A 14,810-nucleotide genomic window follows, 5' to 3' on the forward strand; every position below is an offset into this window, starting at 1 on the left:
TGATTGGATTATAATTTATAAGATGTGAGTCTTGCGAGTGCCTCTTTATGAGCCTTTTCTATCTCCAGATAGCTGTCAATCGTTTCATAGTAAAAGGCCAATTCATTGAAATACTCAATCACCGACATTTGTCCCAATCGAAGTGCTTTATCCAAAAAAGTAACATTGGCAGCATCTTCTAAAGTCAGCTGGTATTCTTTTCGAATCTGATCTAACTCCTGTACCTGGAAATATAACTTTTCCTTTTCGTTGATCAGAACGGCGATTCTCGATTTCAATTGCTGGGTTTTGAAATCGGCCTGAGCTCTGGCGTGTTGTACCGTGTTTTTATTTTTCCATAAGGGAAGGGATAATCCTGCGTGCAATCCTTTGTAAGTGCCATCCGGCTCTTTTTCTGCTTCGTAGCCAATTTCAAATTCCGGAAGCCAGTTTTGCTTCGCCAATTGGATGTTCATTTTAGCGACTTGCTGTGCCTGGCTCAAATACCGAATCTCTGGTTTTAGCTGTTGGAACTCTGCTAAAATGGTTTCCAGGCTCTGTAGCGCTACCTCAGGGGCATTCCGTATTTTTTGGTCAATGGTGTCGGTTCCTGCAAAAAGCGTCAGGTCTTTCAGGGCATTGTCAATTTTTTTTAAAAGGATTTGGTAACTGCTTTTGATCTTCAGATTCTGAATTTTTGCTTTGTTTAAATCCAGAATAGAGGTATTCCCTTTATCGAAATTTGTTTGGTATGATTGCAGTAGTTGCGTAGAATGTTCCAAACGTTTTTGGTACTCTTGCTTCTTTTTGAGCAGAAAAGCGTAGTTGTAAAACGATAGTTTGGCTTCCAGTAGTTTATTCTGCCGGAAGACCTGGTAATCCAGTTCGCTCAACTGACTTTGATTATTGGCCAGCTTTTTCTTAACAGAATACACGGTTGGAAATTCAAAAGCCTGACTAATACCATAGGTTGTTTTGGTGCCCATCTCGTCTTTACTTCCCGGAAAATATCCGTATTCAATCGAAGGGTTGTCAGGTGTTAATCCCGTTTGGAAGCCAGCTTTTTCAGCTTCCAAAAACTGGCGGGCGGCGATCAGTTCTTGATTGTTTTGTTCAACTAAATCCAGAAATTCATCCAGTTTAGTTTGAGAAAAGCCTGTCAATGAAAGACAGGTTAGTAGTATGATATATGTGATTTTCATATGACTAAAATTGTTTATTTGGAAGGTATCATATGGAACTCTCGATGAAATTTAATCCTGTTTGTTCGTGAAGAATTGCAGATTAGATTTCATGTTCGTTTCATGTGTGTGTTATTTTGCTTCCTGTTTTTTCTGAAATAGATAGTAAATTATTGGAACAACATAAATGTTTAATAGGGTTGAACTAAGCAATCCTCCAAGAATTACAATAGCCATTGGGCTCTGAATTTCGTTTCCCGGTTTTTCCCCGGCCAGTGCAAGTGGAATTAATGCCAAAGCAGCTGTCAAAGCAGTCATCAGGATCGGATTAAGTCGATCAGCCGATCCATGCACAATCCGTTCTTTCAAGCTTACAACCTGATCGGATAAGGATTGATATCTCGAAATCAGTAAAATACCATTGCGTGTTGCAATTCCGAAGAGCGTGATAAACCCGATGATTGATGGAATGCTAATAACACCAGAGGTCATCCAAATAGCAACCACGCCTCCAATTAATGCGAGCGGAAGGTTGATCAGAATAATCATGGCCAGCCTTGTGTTTTTGAATTCGACATATAACAGGATAAAAATGATGAGCAGGGCACCAATCGATGCGATCATCAAAGTACGCGAAGCATCAGCTTCACTTTCAAATTGTCCGCCATACTCGAGATGGTAATTTTCAGGCAGCTGGATGTTTTCATTAATTTCCTTTTGGATATCATTGACAACACTTCGAACATCACGGTCGGCAACATTGACAGCCACGACAATTTTGCGCATCACATTTTCGCGACCAATGGTGTTTGGTCCAAAAGTAGACTCAATGTCGGCCACATAATAAAGGGGTACTTTTTGTCCGTCCGGCGTATCTATCAGCGCATTTCTGATAGCTTCGATATTATCCCGGCTTTCGTCTTCAAACCTTAGAATTAAGTTGAACGCTTTTTCGTTGACAAAGACATCAGAGATTTTTTCTCCACCAAATGCAGATTCCACAAATTCAAGAAACTCATTTACAGAAATGCCGTAGCGAGCAAGCATTTCGCGGTTTGGTTTGATTTGCAACTGCGGAATTTCAATTTGCTGCTCCACCGATAAATCACCAATTCCCTCCACGTCCGAAATTGTCTCTTTGATTTGGTTTGCCAATCGGAACATGCCGCTTAAGTCGGTGCCAAAAAGCTTAATGGCAATGTTGGTTTTTGAGCCTGAAAGCATGGCATCAATCCGGTGGCTAATTGGCTGTCCAACTTCAACTGTAATCCCTTCAATCCGGTTTAGCTTCTGACGTACTTCGCTCAAAAAATCAACTCTCGAACGATCGTCCAACTCATAAGGGGCATCAATTTCCGAAACATTAACCCCAAAAGCGTGCTCAGCCATCTCTGCGCGTCCTGTTCGTCGGGCAACCGAAGTGATTTCGGGAATCGATAACAAGGCTTGTTCGGCCTGGACGCCCAGTTTGTTGCTTTCTTCCAGGTTGATTCCGGGCATGGTTGTCGTATTAATTGTAAGGGACCCTTCGTTGAATGGCGGCAGAAAACTCCGGCCAAAGCTGGTAACCAATAAGATTGAAAGAACAAACAATACTCCGGAAATGCTGATGACTGCTTTGCGGTAGCGAATGGCCTGGCTTAATGTTTTGGTGTAGTAATTTTGTAAGAAGCGTTCCACCCGGCTTCCTTTTGCTTGCTTCTGAAGTCGTTTTTCGTTGGTCAGTAAAAAGCTGCTTAAAACAGGGATGACGGTTACAGCAACAAACAAGGACGCAAACAGCGAAACAATGTAAGCAATCCCCAGTGGTTTAAGCATGCGGCCTTCCATACCCGAAAGAAAAAACAGGGGTACAAAAGCGATGATGATAATCAAAGTGGCATTGAGAATGGATGCACGAATTTCGACGGACGCTTCGTAGATCACGTTAAAGAGCGGTCGCTTTTCTGTGTTGGGCAAACAACTGTTTTCGCGCAGGCGCTTGTAAACATTTTCAACATCAATAATCGCATCGTCAACCAATGAACCAATGGCAATGGTCATTCCACCCAAAGTCATCGTATTGATGGAAATTCCGAGCCATTTCATGACCAAAACAGCTACCAGCAAAGAGAGAGGAATAGCCAGTACTGAAATGATTGTGGTGCGGTAGTTCATCAAAAAGACAAACAAAATGATCACAACAAATAATCCCCCTTCAAGCAGAGCTTTTTGAACATTATTTACGGATGTTTGGATAAACTTAGCCTGCTCAAAAATATCAGTATGGATCTTCACATCTTCGGGAAGCGTTTCTTTTAAATCATCCAGTGATGTTGTGATTTTTTCGGTTAAGTCCAGTGTGTTAATATTGGGCTGTTTGGTAACAGTCAGGATAACCGCTTTTTCTCCGCGATAAGATCCATCTCCAATTTTAGGCGCAGTGCCGATCTTTACGGTAGCTACATCATTTACCTTAATGGGATGACCGTCCTGCATTTTGATCAAAGTATTGCCAATGTCTTCCAGAATGTTGGTACGGGCTAATCCCCGGATCAGGTATTCCTGGCCGTGTTCATTTAGAAATCCTCCCGATACATTTTCATTGGATGCCTGGCATGCTGCGATTAACTCGTGAAAAGAAACATCATAAAATTTCAGCTTGAGCGGGTCGGCCAGAATTTGAAATTCTTTTAGATCGCCTCCAATAATGGCTACCTGAGCCACTCCGCCCACGGAAAGCAGGCGAGGGCGAATATTCCAGTCTGCCAGGGTTCGCAAATCCATTGCCGAGGTTTCATCAGCGGTCAGGGCGATCATCATAATTTCACCCATGATGGATGATTGTGGGGCCAGGGTAGGAGAGCCCACCCCGACTGGCATGGCATCGGCAACGGTGGCTAGTTTTTCGCTTACAATCTGGCGGGCATCGTAAATGTCCATATCCCAGTCAAATTCAACCCAAACGATCGAAAACCCCATGGCAGAGGAACTTCGGACCCTGCGGATATTTGTTGCTCCATTCACTGCTGTTTCAATGGGGAAGGTAACCAGCCGCTCAACCTCTTCCGGCGCCATTCCATGCGCTTCGGTTAGCACGACAACGGTTGGTGCGTTTAAATCAGGAAAAACATCCACCTCCATGTCGGTGGTTACATAAATTCCGGCACCAAGAATAAGGGTCGCCATGATCAGAACTACCAGCTTATTCTTCAGCGAATATTCGATGATTTTATTCAGCATAACTATTTTTTGAAGAATTAGTGTTGGTGACTATGTGCCGGCAGTGCGCTCGACATAGAAGCCAATTTGATTAAGTACGGATTTTTGGTCGCTACATGATCGCCTGCGTGAAGACCATCGATAATGTGGTAATTTTCTCCGTCGTTGCAGTCAATCGTGACGTAGTGCTTTTCAAAACTTTCACCTTCTTCAGCAAAAACATAGTAACGGCCAGCTTCTTCTAGCAAAGCAGACCTGGGAACCACAATCGCATTCGGAATCTCCACTGTTTTCAGGTAAACTTCCACAAATGAGCCAGCCAAGAGGTTTCCCACATTATCGATTTCAAAATAGATCGGGGTGAACAGCGAATTGTCTCCGGTTGACTTGCCGTACGAAATTAACTTACCGTTCAGCTCATTGGTTTTATGAAGTTTCTTGTCGTAGGTTGTGACGAAGTTGGCTGTTTTTATTCTGCTCAGCATCGGAAAGTAGCGTTGTGGAACATCGGCTTTAACAACCAGGCGCTTGTTTTTTGTGATCTTCAAAAGCGGTTGTCCGGTGGTGACGAACTGCCCCTCTGTTACAAAAACATTTTTGATAAAACCGCTGTTTGAAGCGGCCACCTTTTGTCCGCCAGCTGAATAATTTTTGCGAACAATTTCGTAACTATTCTTTGCTTTTTCGTAGGCCATTTTTATCTCGGCGAGTTCTCTGTCCGAGGTTATTTTATCTTCATTCAACAACTTGGCGCGTTCATAATTGGCTTTAGCTGTCTCAAAGGCTGATTTCGAGTCCATAAAGGTTGTCTCAATATTGTCGTGGATTAGACCTTTGCCGGAAATCGTTATGAGCTTTTCACCTTCTCTGATTTTTTCTCCGGACATCAGTGCTTTTTTGCCAAAAACAACAACCCCATCGTGAACTGCTGTTAAGGTAATCTCATCGCCTTGAGCAGGCATAATTTTCCCGCTGGTGTGAATTACTTCTCTAAACGTTTTTGGCTGTAATTCAACGATGCCGTATTGTAAGTCATGAGCATATTCTCCTTCATTGTCTTGATGTGGTTCTGCATCATGCTGGTGAGTTCCTTCATCGTGCTGGTGAGCTCCTTCATCATGCTGGTGAGCTCCTTCATCGTGCTGGTGCTCTGCTTCAGGATATTGTTCTTCTCCTTCGTGTTCGTGGTCTTCATCGTCATGGTCGTGCCCTTCCGCTAAACGGCTGTGCTCTTGCTCTTCGTGACTGTGTTCTGAATCTCCGGTATGTGCGTGATCGTGTTCAGCTTCATGATGGTTATGTGTGCAGGCGATACCCCAAAACAGGTAGCCAGCCATTAAAAATGGTAGAATAATCTTCTTCATGATTAACATGTTAACTGGTTTTCAGCACTAGCTGAAAACGATTAAAAATTAAATTAGAAAACTAAGGTTGGAATTAAGCTAAGGCTGGAGGGCCACGAAGTGAAGCGTGAGAATAAAAATCAAATTGGTAATGATTAATCCAGTAATCTACATGCGTTATTTTTTCTTTGGGGGGAAGCAAATTCGCTACAAAGCTGTATATGTAGACGGCATTGCTAATTGTCAGTTTTGATAGGTTGGTGGTTGCTTCGGTGGAGAAATGACAAGCATGGCAATGTGCATTGTCGTGAGTTTCCTGGCACTGGGTTGTCGCCAATGTTTGATGCAAGTCAACTGATTGTTGAGTAACGCTTGTTGCCGTATTGTCGTGAGTGCATTCATGTTCGCAGGTTGCAACACGAGCATGATGGTGATGAGGGATAACAGCATGTGCGATGATTACCACCATGGCTATCCACATAAAAAATGCTCCGATATATTTAAGCTTTTGAATCATTTCGACAATCCGGATAGCAAAAATACAATTTTCTATCAAACTTGAAACTTTTAGATAGTCATCGGGTGTTAATATTTTTAAATAAAAAAACCTTCACCAAATAAATGATGAAGGTTGATGAATTTAGGGTTTGATTCGCGGACAGGCCACGTAATATTGTATTACTCTAATAATTCGTAGTCGTGCATTTCTTTCATAAACGAAACAAAATCATCTTTCTTTTCCGAATCCATCCAGCCCATTGCACTGCGCGGATGTTCGTTTAAAGCCCCTGTAATCAGGTAGGGAACATGGTATCCCCAGTCAATCTTGTTATTCCAGGGCAATACTTGTTCCTGAATTACCTTTAATAATGGCAACAACCGGTATTTGGGATTTTTCAAGAAAGCAACTAAGATTTCAATCGGGCAGTTTCCGGCACCACGTCCCATACCAAGCAAGGTAGCGTCCAGCATAGTCGCACCTTTCATGAGCGAGGTAATGGTGTTGCTCATAGCGAGCTGCATATTGTTATGCGCATGAATTCCGATTACTTTCCCTGGCAAGGCTTTGGTGTATTTGTCCATCAATTTCTCAATCGACTCGCAGTACATGCTTCCGAAGCTGTCCACCAAATAGAACACAGGAACTCTTGATGCGGCAAAATCAGCCAATGCTTCATCCAGATCATGTTCACTGACTTTAGAAACAGCCATTAAATTGATCGTTGTTTCATAACCTTTATCCATGCAGTGGTGCGCAAGTTCAATTGCTTTATCCATTTGGTGCGCATAACAAGCAACACGAATTAAATCGATCAGGCTTTCGCTGGCTTGTGGGATGTCGTCAAAGTCAATCCGGCCAACATCAGCCATTGCCGATAATTTCAGATTTGTATTATTATCACCGACAATGCGTCGTAAGTCTTTGTCTGCACAAAATTTCCATGGCCCAACTTCTTTGCGGTCAAAGGCTTTTTCGCTGCTCAGGTAACCAATTTCCATGTAATCAACACCTGCTTCAACGCATGCGTCATATACTCCTTTTACAAAGGCGTCATCAAATTGCCACTTGTTCATCAGTCCGCCATCACGAACGGTGCAGTCCAGTACTTTAATATCTTTTTTGTACATTTTTAAGTCTTTATGGTTTATTTTTTCAAAAGTTTGAGTTCTCTTTCAATATTGTGCTGTACTAATTGCTTGAAAATATTTTCGATAAAATCAGCATTCAATTGCAGATCGTTCGCCCATTCGCGTCGCTGGGCATAAACCTCGTTTTGGCGGTCTTGTGCAATTACTGAATCCTGGTCGGTTTTGTATTTGACAATTTCTTCAACAAACTCCTGGCGGTTGGCTAGTAGTTTGAGGATGGAGAGGTCAATGTGATCAATCTCATTTCTAATCTCTTCTATTGTATTACACGCACTTGGTTTTTTCATTTTGTAGAATATTTCGCCACAAAAGTAATAAATTGAAGTTTTTAAGAAATAATTTACATTAATTTATAATCAGAACAAATTAGAAATTAGTCATTTATCTATCCTTATTTAGATTCAATAAAAAAAAAGAAAGTATTTTTTTTGCTTTTTTCAAATATGTATCTACATTTGAGGCGTTAAACAAACGCAAAATTGAATCGATGAATTTTAGAACTTCTGTATATAAAATGATGTGTGTAACATGTAACATGATGATGTGTATGTGTTGTGGATTTCTTATGCAGAAGGGAATAAAGAGATGAAAATATAGTGTGATATAACAATCATAGTAAAGCCCTTCTGGAACCCAGAAGGGCTTTTTTTATGGTTTTAGATAAAATAACATCAATTGAGTATGAGAGAAAAAGCATATCGCAGTGTCGTAAAAACAATTTCGTGGAGAATGGTTGGAACCATAGATACGATAATGATTGCATGGTTGGTTGTTGGAAAATTGGAGTATGCTGTGACCATTGGAGGTGTTGAGTTGTTTACAAAGATGATCTTGTATTATTTCCACGAACGCACGTGGAATAAGGTCAAGTTTGGAAAAATTGATGACTCCGACATCGAATATCAAATTTAAAAGGCATGGAAAAGAATTACTTACCTATTGCAGTTAATATTGCCGGCGAGAAGATCCTGATCATTGGGGGAGATCAGTCGGCCTGGAACAAGATTAAGATTCTGAAGCGTTTTAATGCTTATCTGGAAGTAATTGCGCTGCAAGTGTGTGACGATATTAAAAACAGCGATGTGCCTTATCGCGAAAAAGCTTACGAAAAAGGTGATTTGAATGGCTACCTGATGTTTTATTCATGTACAAACAACCCTGAGCTGGATGCACAAATTGCGAAAGATGGACGCGAAGCAGGAGTACTTGTCAACATTCATGATAATCCGGCACTTTGCCAGTTTGTTTCACCTGCCATCTACCAAAACGGGAACATTCGGGTGGCCGTCAGCTCAAATGCGAAAGATGTTTATTCATCAATCAGAATCAGAAATGAGATCAAAGAATTTTTAGAAACTAAAACAGATAAAGACCAGAAGAAATGAGTATTAAATTATCCCCATTGAATGAAGCTCAGCTGAAAGCCTTGCAGAACCTGACACAAGGTATTCAACCCGATCAGGTTACTTGGTTGAGTGGTTATTTTCAAGGATTAGCAGGAGCAGTCTCCGCCGGCGTAACGCCTCAGGCAGTGGCCGTTGACGCAGCAATCGAATCAGTAGACAAATTACCTTTGACCATTTTGTATGGTACACATACCGGAAGAAGTGAAGCTTTGGCTAAAACGCTTTGCGAAAAAGCAGTGACCCAAAATATTGAATGTGTTACCAAACCCATGGACGACTATAAACCAAAGCAATTGAAAGACGAAAAAAATGTGCTGGTTATTGTTAGTACACATGGAGAGGGAGAACCACCGGAAATGGCTGAAGATTTTTACGAGTTTGTTACCGGGAAAAGAGTTCCAAAGCTCGAGGGTTTAAATTATTCAGTTTTGGCTCTGGGTGATAAGAGTTATAAACTTTTTTGCCAAACCGGAGTTGATATTGACGAGGCCTTCAAAAAAGCAGGAGCAAACGAACTGGTTTCAATTGTAAAATGTGACGTAGACTATGAGGAAGATGCCGCAAAATGGACTGATGATGTGTTGATCGAATTAGGTAAATTACAGCCAAAAGCTTCCTCGCAATCTCTTCAACCTGCGGAAACGAAATCCGAAGAGAATGTCTATTCAAAGAAGAACCCATTTAAATCAACCGTACTTGATAAAGTTCGCATAACCGGACGTGATTCTGATAAAGAAGTGTACCACCTGGAATTGTCGCTTGAAGGTTCCGGTATAAAATATGAGCCGGGTGACGCTTTAGGCGTAATTGCACAAAATCCACCGCAATTGGTGAAAGACATCATCAAATCGTTAGGCGTAATCAACAACGAAGTGGTGGAAACCCGAATCGGTAAATTACAGTTCAATGAGGCGTTGGAACATCATTACGAAATTACACTATTAACCCGGGATGTCATTGAAAAGTATGCTGAGAAAACCGGACTGAAAGAAGTTCAGGAGATTGTAGAGCATGAAGATAAGCTGGATCACTATTTATACGGACACGATGTGCTGGATTTATTACATGAGTTTCCGGCAAAGCTGACCGCGACCGAATTTTTAGAAACTCTTCGGCCGCTTCCACCACGCTTGTATAGTATTTCATCAAGTCAGGAGTCGGTTGAAGATGAAGTGCACATTACCGTTTCGCGTGTGCGTTACGAAAACAAGGGCCGCCAGCGTTATGGTGCTTGCTCAACGTTTTTAGCCGATCGGTTAGAGGTAGATGAAACTGCCCTTATTTACATTGATAAAAATCCAAACTTCAGACTTGCTGAAAATGGAAATCCGATCATTATGGTTGGTGCAGGAACCGGTATTGCTCCTTATCGTGCGTTTTTGCAACAACGTGAGGCTGCCAACCAAAAAGGTAAAAGCTGGTTGTTCTTTGGTGAGCGGCGCTTTTCGTCCGACTTCTTATACCAGGTTGAATGGCAGAAGTACTTGAAGAAAGGTTATCTGGAGAAAATTGATTTGGCTTTTTCGCGCGATCAGGAAGAAAAAGTTTACGTTCAGGACAGGCTGAAACAACAACAGGAGGAAGTGTTTAAATGGCTTGAAAACGGAGCGAGCTTTTACCTCTGTGGTGATATGAAATACATGGCTCGCGATGTTCAGGTTACCCTGTTAGACATTATTAAAACACAAGGTGGAATGACTGATAAAAAGGCTCGTGCCTATTTCAAAAAGCTGAAGAAAGAAAAACGCTTTATGGCTGATGTGTATTAGAATGACTGGATTCAAGAAAACAGAATCAAGAACAAAGAGTCAAGAATTGAGAAGGAAGAATAAGGAACAAAGAATTTAAAAGATATGAGCGAAGTAATAGATTGGAGCACATTAAGTGAGGTTGAAAAAATAAAATACAACAGCAACTACCTAAGGGGAACGCTGGAAGAAAGCCTGGCAGATCCGGTAACCGGAGCAATTGCTGATGATGATACACAGGTTTCAAAATTTCATGGTATTTACCAACAGCATGATCGGGATCTGGAGAAAGAGCGAAAGCGTCAAAAACTGGAACCGGCATATTCATTTTTGATTCGTGTTCGGCTTCCGGGAGGGGTTACCACGGGCAAACAATGGTTGCAAATGGACAAGTTGGCTGACACGCATGCCAATGGAACGTTAAAGTTGACCACACGTCAGGCGTTTCAGTTGCACGGTGTTATTAAAACCAAGTTGAAGGCAACTATTCAGGGAATAAACGAAGGCTTGTTGGACACCATTGCCGCTTGTGGCGATGTGAATAGAAATGTGATGTCGCACGCCAATCCGGGTGAGTCGGACCTGCATGCAACGGTTTACAAATTAGCCGACGATATTTCGGCACATTTAACACCACGCACGAGAGCCTATCACGAAATTTGGCTCGACCAAAAAAAGGTAGCCGACAGTAAGAAGGAAGTTGAGCCGATTTACGGTGTTCGTTACCTGCCACGTAAGTTTAAAATTGGTGTGGCTATTCCGCCTTATAACGACATTGATATTTTTTCACAGGATCTGGGATTTATTGCTATCGAAGAAAAAGGAAAACTAGTAGGTTATAACGTAACTGCCGGCGGTGGTTTTGGATCAACCTTTGGCATGCCGGAAGCCTATCCTCGCTTGGCTGATGTAATTGGTTTTTGTACTCCCGAACAAGCTGTTGATGTGGCTGAGAAAGTTGTTTTAGTACAAAAAGACAATGGTAATCGCGAAAATCGCAAGCAAGCTCGTTTAAAATATACAATTGATCGCCTGGGATTAGATTGGTTTAAAGCCGAAGTCAACAAGTACCTGGGTTACGATCTTCAACCGGCCAAACCTTTTACGTTCACCCGTAATGGCGACCGTTATGGATGGAAAAAAGGAACTGATGACAAATGGAGTCTGAACCTGTTTATCGAAGGCGGACGCGTAAAAGACACCGATTCGTTAAAATTGAAAACAGCTTTACGCGAAGTCGCTGAAAAAGTAGAAGATGCTCAGTTCATCTTAACCGGAAACCAAAACCTGGTAATTGGCAACACCACCGAAAAAGATAAGGTCAGCCGTATTCTGAAAAAGTACGGTGTGTGGCCGGTTCAACTATCGGGACTGCGTCAGAACACAATTGCTTGTGTTGCGCTAAATACATGTGGTTTGGCTTTTGCCGAAGCAGAACGCTACTTACCAACAATGGTTGGCAAAATCGAATCTATTTTAGAAGAGCACGATCTTTTAAAACAAGAGATTGTTATAAGAATGACAGGCTGCCCCAATGGTTGTGGACGCCCTTACCTGGCCGAGATTGGTTTTATCGGAAAATCGCTCGGGCATTACAACCTCTATTTGGGAGGGAATTTCAACGGAACAAGATTGAATACCCTTTACAAAGAAACTCTTTCGGAAGAAGAAATACTGAACGAACTGCGCCCCATTATTGCAGACTATGCTAAGAACAGGAATAAAGGAGAAGGTTTTGGCGATTTCGTTATCCGGAAAGAATACGTGAAAGAAACAAAAGAAGGAAGAGATTTTAGACATTGAAAATATGGAATTACCGGCAATATTTGTAGGAAAAAAATTATCAGTCTTAACTCGCAAATGGCTGATTAGCGAACAAATTCGTTTTATTGAGCAACCACTGGTTCGAATTAATTACCGTAAACCCGACATTCGTTTTTTTGAACATTTGCGGGATGTCGATAAAAAATGGGTGGTAACCAGCTCGTACGCTGCGCATTGGCTTTCGCGTTTTGCTGATAAAATAGGAATGAAAAAGGATGATGTGGTGTATTGCCTTTCGGAAAAGCAGGAAGGCATTTTGTCCAGGTGTGGTGTAAAAGTATTGCGTCCTGTATCATCCAATGCTTATTCGTTGGCCGAACTGATTATTGCACAAAGCGATGGAACAAAAGTGATTTATCTGAGAGGGAACAAATCGCTTAATCAATTGCCTGAATTGCTTGATGGAGAGAATATTAATTGGCAGTCGGTTGAGGTTTATAAAAATACGTCCGTGGAAATTTTATTGAACGAAGTGTTTGACGGGTACTTGTTTTTTAACGAAAGCGATATTAAAAGCTATAAAGCATCGGGGAATTTTCCTGCACCTAAGGCACCGGTTTTAGCGAATGGAGACCGCACGGCACAGGCTGCCTGGGCCGAATTTCCTAACTTGGTACTGGAATCTTCGGAACAAGAAGAACTTTCGTTTGTGAAATATGCGATTAAGCGAATCACCGAAAAGTTGAACGAGCCGAAGCCCAAACACAATATTATCATAGAGTAATACAATTAAGATGAAACGAATTTCCATACTCGGATGTGGTTGGCTTGGGTTTCCCTTAGCCGAAAAACTTTTGGCGAAAGGTTTTCAGGTGAAAGGATCGGTAACGACCCGATCGAAACTGAAAAAAATGGCGTCTGCCGGAATTGAGCCTTATCGACTGGTTTTAGATGCTGATAAGGTTCAATTAAAGAATCCTTCGTTTTTTGATACTGATCTGGTTATTGTTGCTATTCCTCCACGGCGGGTAGAATTTATTGAGACGATTTTTCCGGCTCAAATCAAACAGTTAGTGGGTTTTTTAGAGGAGTACAAAGTTCCACGAGTACTGTTTATTTCGTCTACTTCGGTTTATAATGAATTGGATGGGAGAGTGGCTGAAGAGGACGTTTTACTGCCGGATAAGCCATCGGGTAAAGCCTTGGTTTTGTCCGAATATCTGTTAACCCAAAATCCGAACTTTGAAGCTACCGTTTTGCGTTTTGGCGGGCTGATTGGAGCCGACCGGAATCCGGCTCGATTTTTAAGCCGAAAGAAAAAGGCAATTAGCGGAACCAAGCCTGTCAACCTGATTCATTTGGATGATTGCTTACAGATTATCATTAAAATTATTGATGATGAAGTTTGGGGCGAAACGTTCAATGCCTGTAGCCCGAATCACCCTACTCGACAGGAGTTTTACGAACGGGCGTCAGCTATTTCCGGAATTCCAGCTCCACCATTTAATAATGAAAAGTCGCCTTTTAAGTTGGTTGATAGCAGTAAATTAATTCGGATGTTGAATTATCAATTCAAATTTCCCAGCCCTATGGATTATCTCGGAACGGTTAATCATGAATTTTAAGATCAGCGTATTAAAAATCAATTAGCGAATTGTTATAACCCAATCAGTACAACATAGTAGATGCCAAGATCCACCGAACATATAAAGGGCTCCCAGCCCGTAAATAAACACACTCACCTTATTTCGATTGTTGGTGCCGGGCCGGGTGATCCTGAATTACTCACGGTGCGTGCTGTTCGCCGATTGGAGCAGGCAGACGTAATTTTGTATGATGCGCTGCATGGCACCGAAATATTAGAGGCAGCCAATCCAAATGCCGAACGAATTTATGCCGGCAAACATTACCAGGATGGGCAGCATCAAACCGAGAGGCAGGATCATATTCACAGGCGGCTCAAACAATTTGCCAGCGAAGGTAAACGGGTGGTGCGGCTAAAGGCTGGCGATCCATTTATTTTTGGTCGTGGGGCCGAGGAGCTGGCTTTTTGTTTGCAGGAGAATCTGAATGTTGAAGTAGTTCCGGGAATTACAGCCGGACTGGCTGCCGCCACTTGTTTCCATATTCCGGTAACCTTGCGCAATGCGAATAGCATGGCCATGTTTTATACCGGACACAAACGGAGAGGTGGTTTTGATAATATTGACGAGGTGGCTTCGGTGATTAAAGCAAATGCTCCTGTTATGGTTTATATGGGACTGAAAAACCTCACTCTTCTTTCTAAAGAATTACTAACTCGGGGCGTCGCGGCTGAAACTCCAATGCAAATTGTAAGTCGGGTTGGTCATCCCGATCAGCAACTGTTTACATCGTCACTGGGCGAGATTGAAACCCACCTAACGACTGTCGATCCACCCATGCCGTCTGTTATTATTATCGGTACGCAAGCTCATCAGGTGAGTTCGCGTACTCGGGTTTGACTTTTTTTTGAGACTCCTTCGTCCTTTTTTTGAACTGTTCAATGGTCCAGTCTGT

At 42.1% G+C, this 14,810-nt stretch carries 13 protein-coding genes; 7 read left to right on the forward strand and 6 right to left on the reverse strand.

Annotation, left to right across the window (positions count from 1 at the left end; translation table 11 throughout):
* Positions 1-8: 8 nt before the first annotated feature.
* The 6 genes from GR929_RS00540 to GR929_RS00565 form a co-directional block, all read right to left on the reverse strand.
* Positions 9-1,181 carry a TolC family protein gene (locus GR929_RS00540; protein WP_159516963.1) on the reverse strand — a complete coding sequence of 391 codons (1,173 nt, stop codon included), beginning with the start codon at positions 1,179-1,181 and terminating at the stop codon, positions 9-11.
* Positions 1,182-1,292: 111 nt separating this feature from the next.
* Entirely contained in the window at positions 1,293-4,382 is a 3,090-nt protein-coding gene (locus GR929_RS00545) for an efflux RND transporter permease subunit (RefSeq protein WP_159516964.1), read from the reverse strand.
* Between the two features lie 17 nt (positions 4,383-4,399).
* A complete protein-coding gene (locus GR929_RS00550) occupies positions 4,400-5,725 on the reverse strand; it encodes an efflux RND transporter periplasmic adaptor subunit (protein WP_159516965.1) in 1,326 nt (441 codons plus the stop codon).
* Between the two features lie 73 nt (positions 5,726-5,798).
* Positions 5,799-6,260: a DUF6769 family protein gene (locus GR929_RS00555; protein ID WP_159516966.1), complete on the reverse strand. Its 462-nt coding sequence runs from the start codon at positions 6,258-6,260 to the stop codon at positions 5,799-5,801.
* A gap of 122 nt (positions 6,261-6,382) precedes the next feature.
* On the reverse strand, positions 6,383-7,333 hold the full coding sequence (locus tag GR929_RS00560; protein WP_159516967.1) for an aldolase catalytic domain-containing protein: 951 nt from the start codon (positions 7,331-7,333) through the stop codon (positions 6,383-6,385).
* Between the two features lie 17 nt (positions 7,334-7,350).
* A complete protein-coding gene (locus GR929_RS00565; RefSeq protein WP_159516968.1) occupies positions 7,351-7,641 on the reverse strand; it encodes a chorismate mutase in 291 nt (96 codons plus the stop codon).
* 394 nt (positions 7,642-8,035) lie between these two features.
* Between GR929_RS00565 and GR929_RS00570 the strand changes: the two genes are divergently transcribed.
* The 7 genes from GR929_RS00570 (at position 8,036) to cobA (ending at position 14,755) form a co-directional block, all read left to right on the forward strand.
* Entirely contained in the window at positions 8,036-8,266 is a 231-nt protein-coding gene (locus tag GR929_RS00570) for a DUF2061 domain-containing protein (protein WP_159516969.1), read from the forward strand.
* A gap of 5 nt (positions 8,267-8,271) precedes the next feature.
* Positions 8,272-8,739 carry a precorrin-2 dehydrogenase/sirohydrochlorin ferrochelatase family protein gene (locus GR929_RS00575; protein ID WP_159516970.1) on the forward strand — a complete coding sequence of 156 codons (468 nt, stop codon included), beginning with the start codon at positions 8,272-8,274 and terminating at the stop codon, positions 8,737-8,739.
* Positions 8,736-10,529 (forward strand): assimilatory sulfite reductase (NADPH) flavoprotein subunit, encoded by a 1,794-nt coding sequence (locus tag GR929_RS00580; RefSeq protein WP_159516971.1) that lies wholly within the window; start codon positions 8,736-8,738, stop codon positions 10,527-10,529. Before GR929_RS00575 ends, GR929_RS00580 begins: the two co-directional genes overlap by 4 nt.
* An 84-nt stretch (positions 10,530-10,613) precedes the next feature.
* Entirely contained in the window at positions 10,614-12,311 is a 1,698-nt protein-coding gene (cysI, locus tag GR929_RS00585) for an assimilatory sulfite reductase (NADPH) hemoprotein subunit (protein ID WP_159516972.1), read from the forward strand.
* A gap of 4 nt (positions 12,312-12,315) precedes the next feature.
* Positions 12,316-13,056 carry a uroporphyrinogen-III synthase gene (locus GR929_RS00590; protein WP_159516973.1) on the forward strand — a complete coding sequence of 247 codons (741 nt, stop codon included), beginning with the start codon at positions 12,316-12,318 and terminating at the stop codon, positions 13,054-13,056.
* 10 nt (positions 13,057-13,066) lie between these two features.
* Positions 13,067-13,897: an NAD(P)H-binding protein gene (locus GR929_RS00595; protein WP_159516974.1), complete on the forward strand. Its 831-nt coding sequence runs from the start codon at positions 13,067-13,069 to the stop codon at positions 13,895-13,897.
* 60 nt (positions 13,898-13,957) lie between these two features.
* On the forward strand, positions 13,958-14,755 hold the full coding sequence (gene cobA / locus GR929_RS00600) for a uroporphyrinogen-III C-methyltransferase (protein ID WP_159516975.1): 798 nt from the start codon (positions 13,958-13,960) through the stop codon (positions 14,753-14,755).
* Positions 14,756-14,810 lie beyond the last annotated feature (55 nt).

It is taken from the genome of Sunxiuqinia indica (genome assembly GCF_009847015.1).
GTDB classification, from domain to species: Bacteria; Bacteroidota; Bacteroidia; order Bacteroidales; family Prolixibacteraceae; genus Sunxiuqinia; species Sunxiuqinia indica.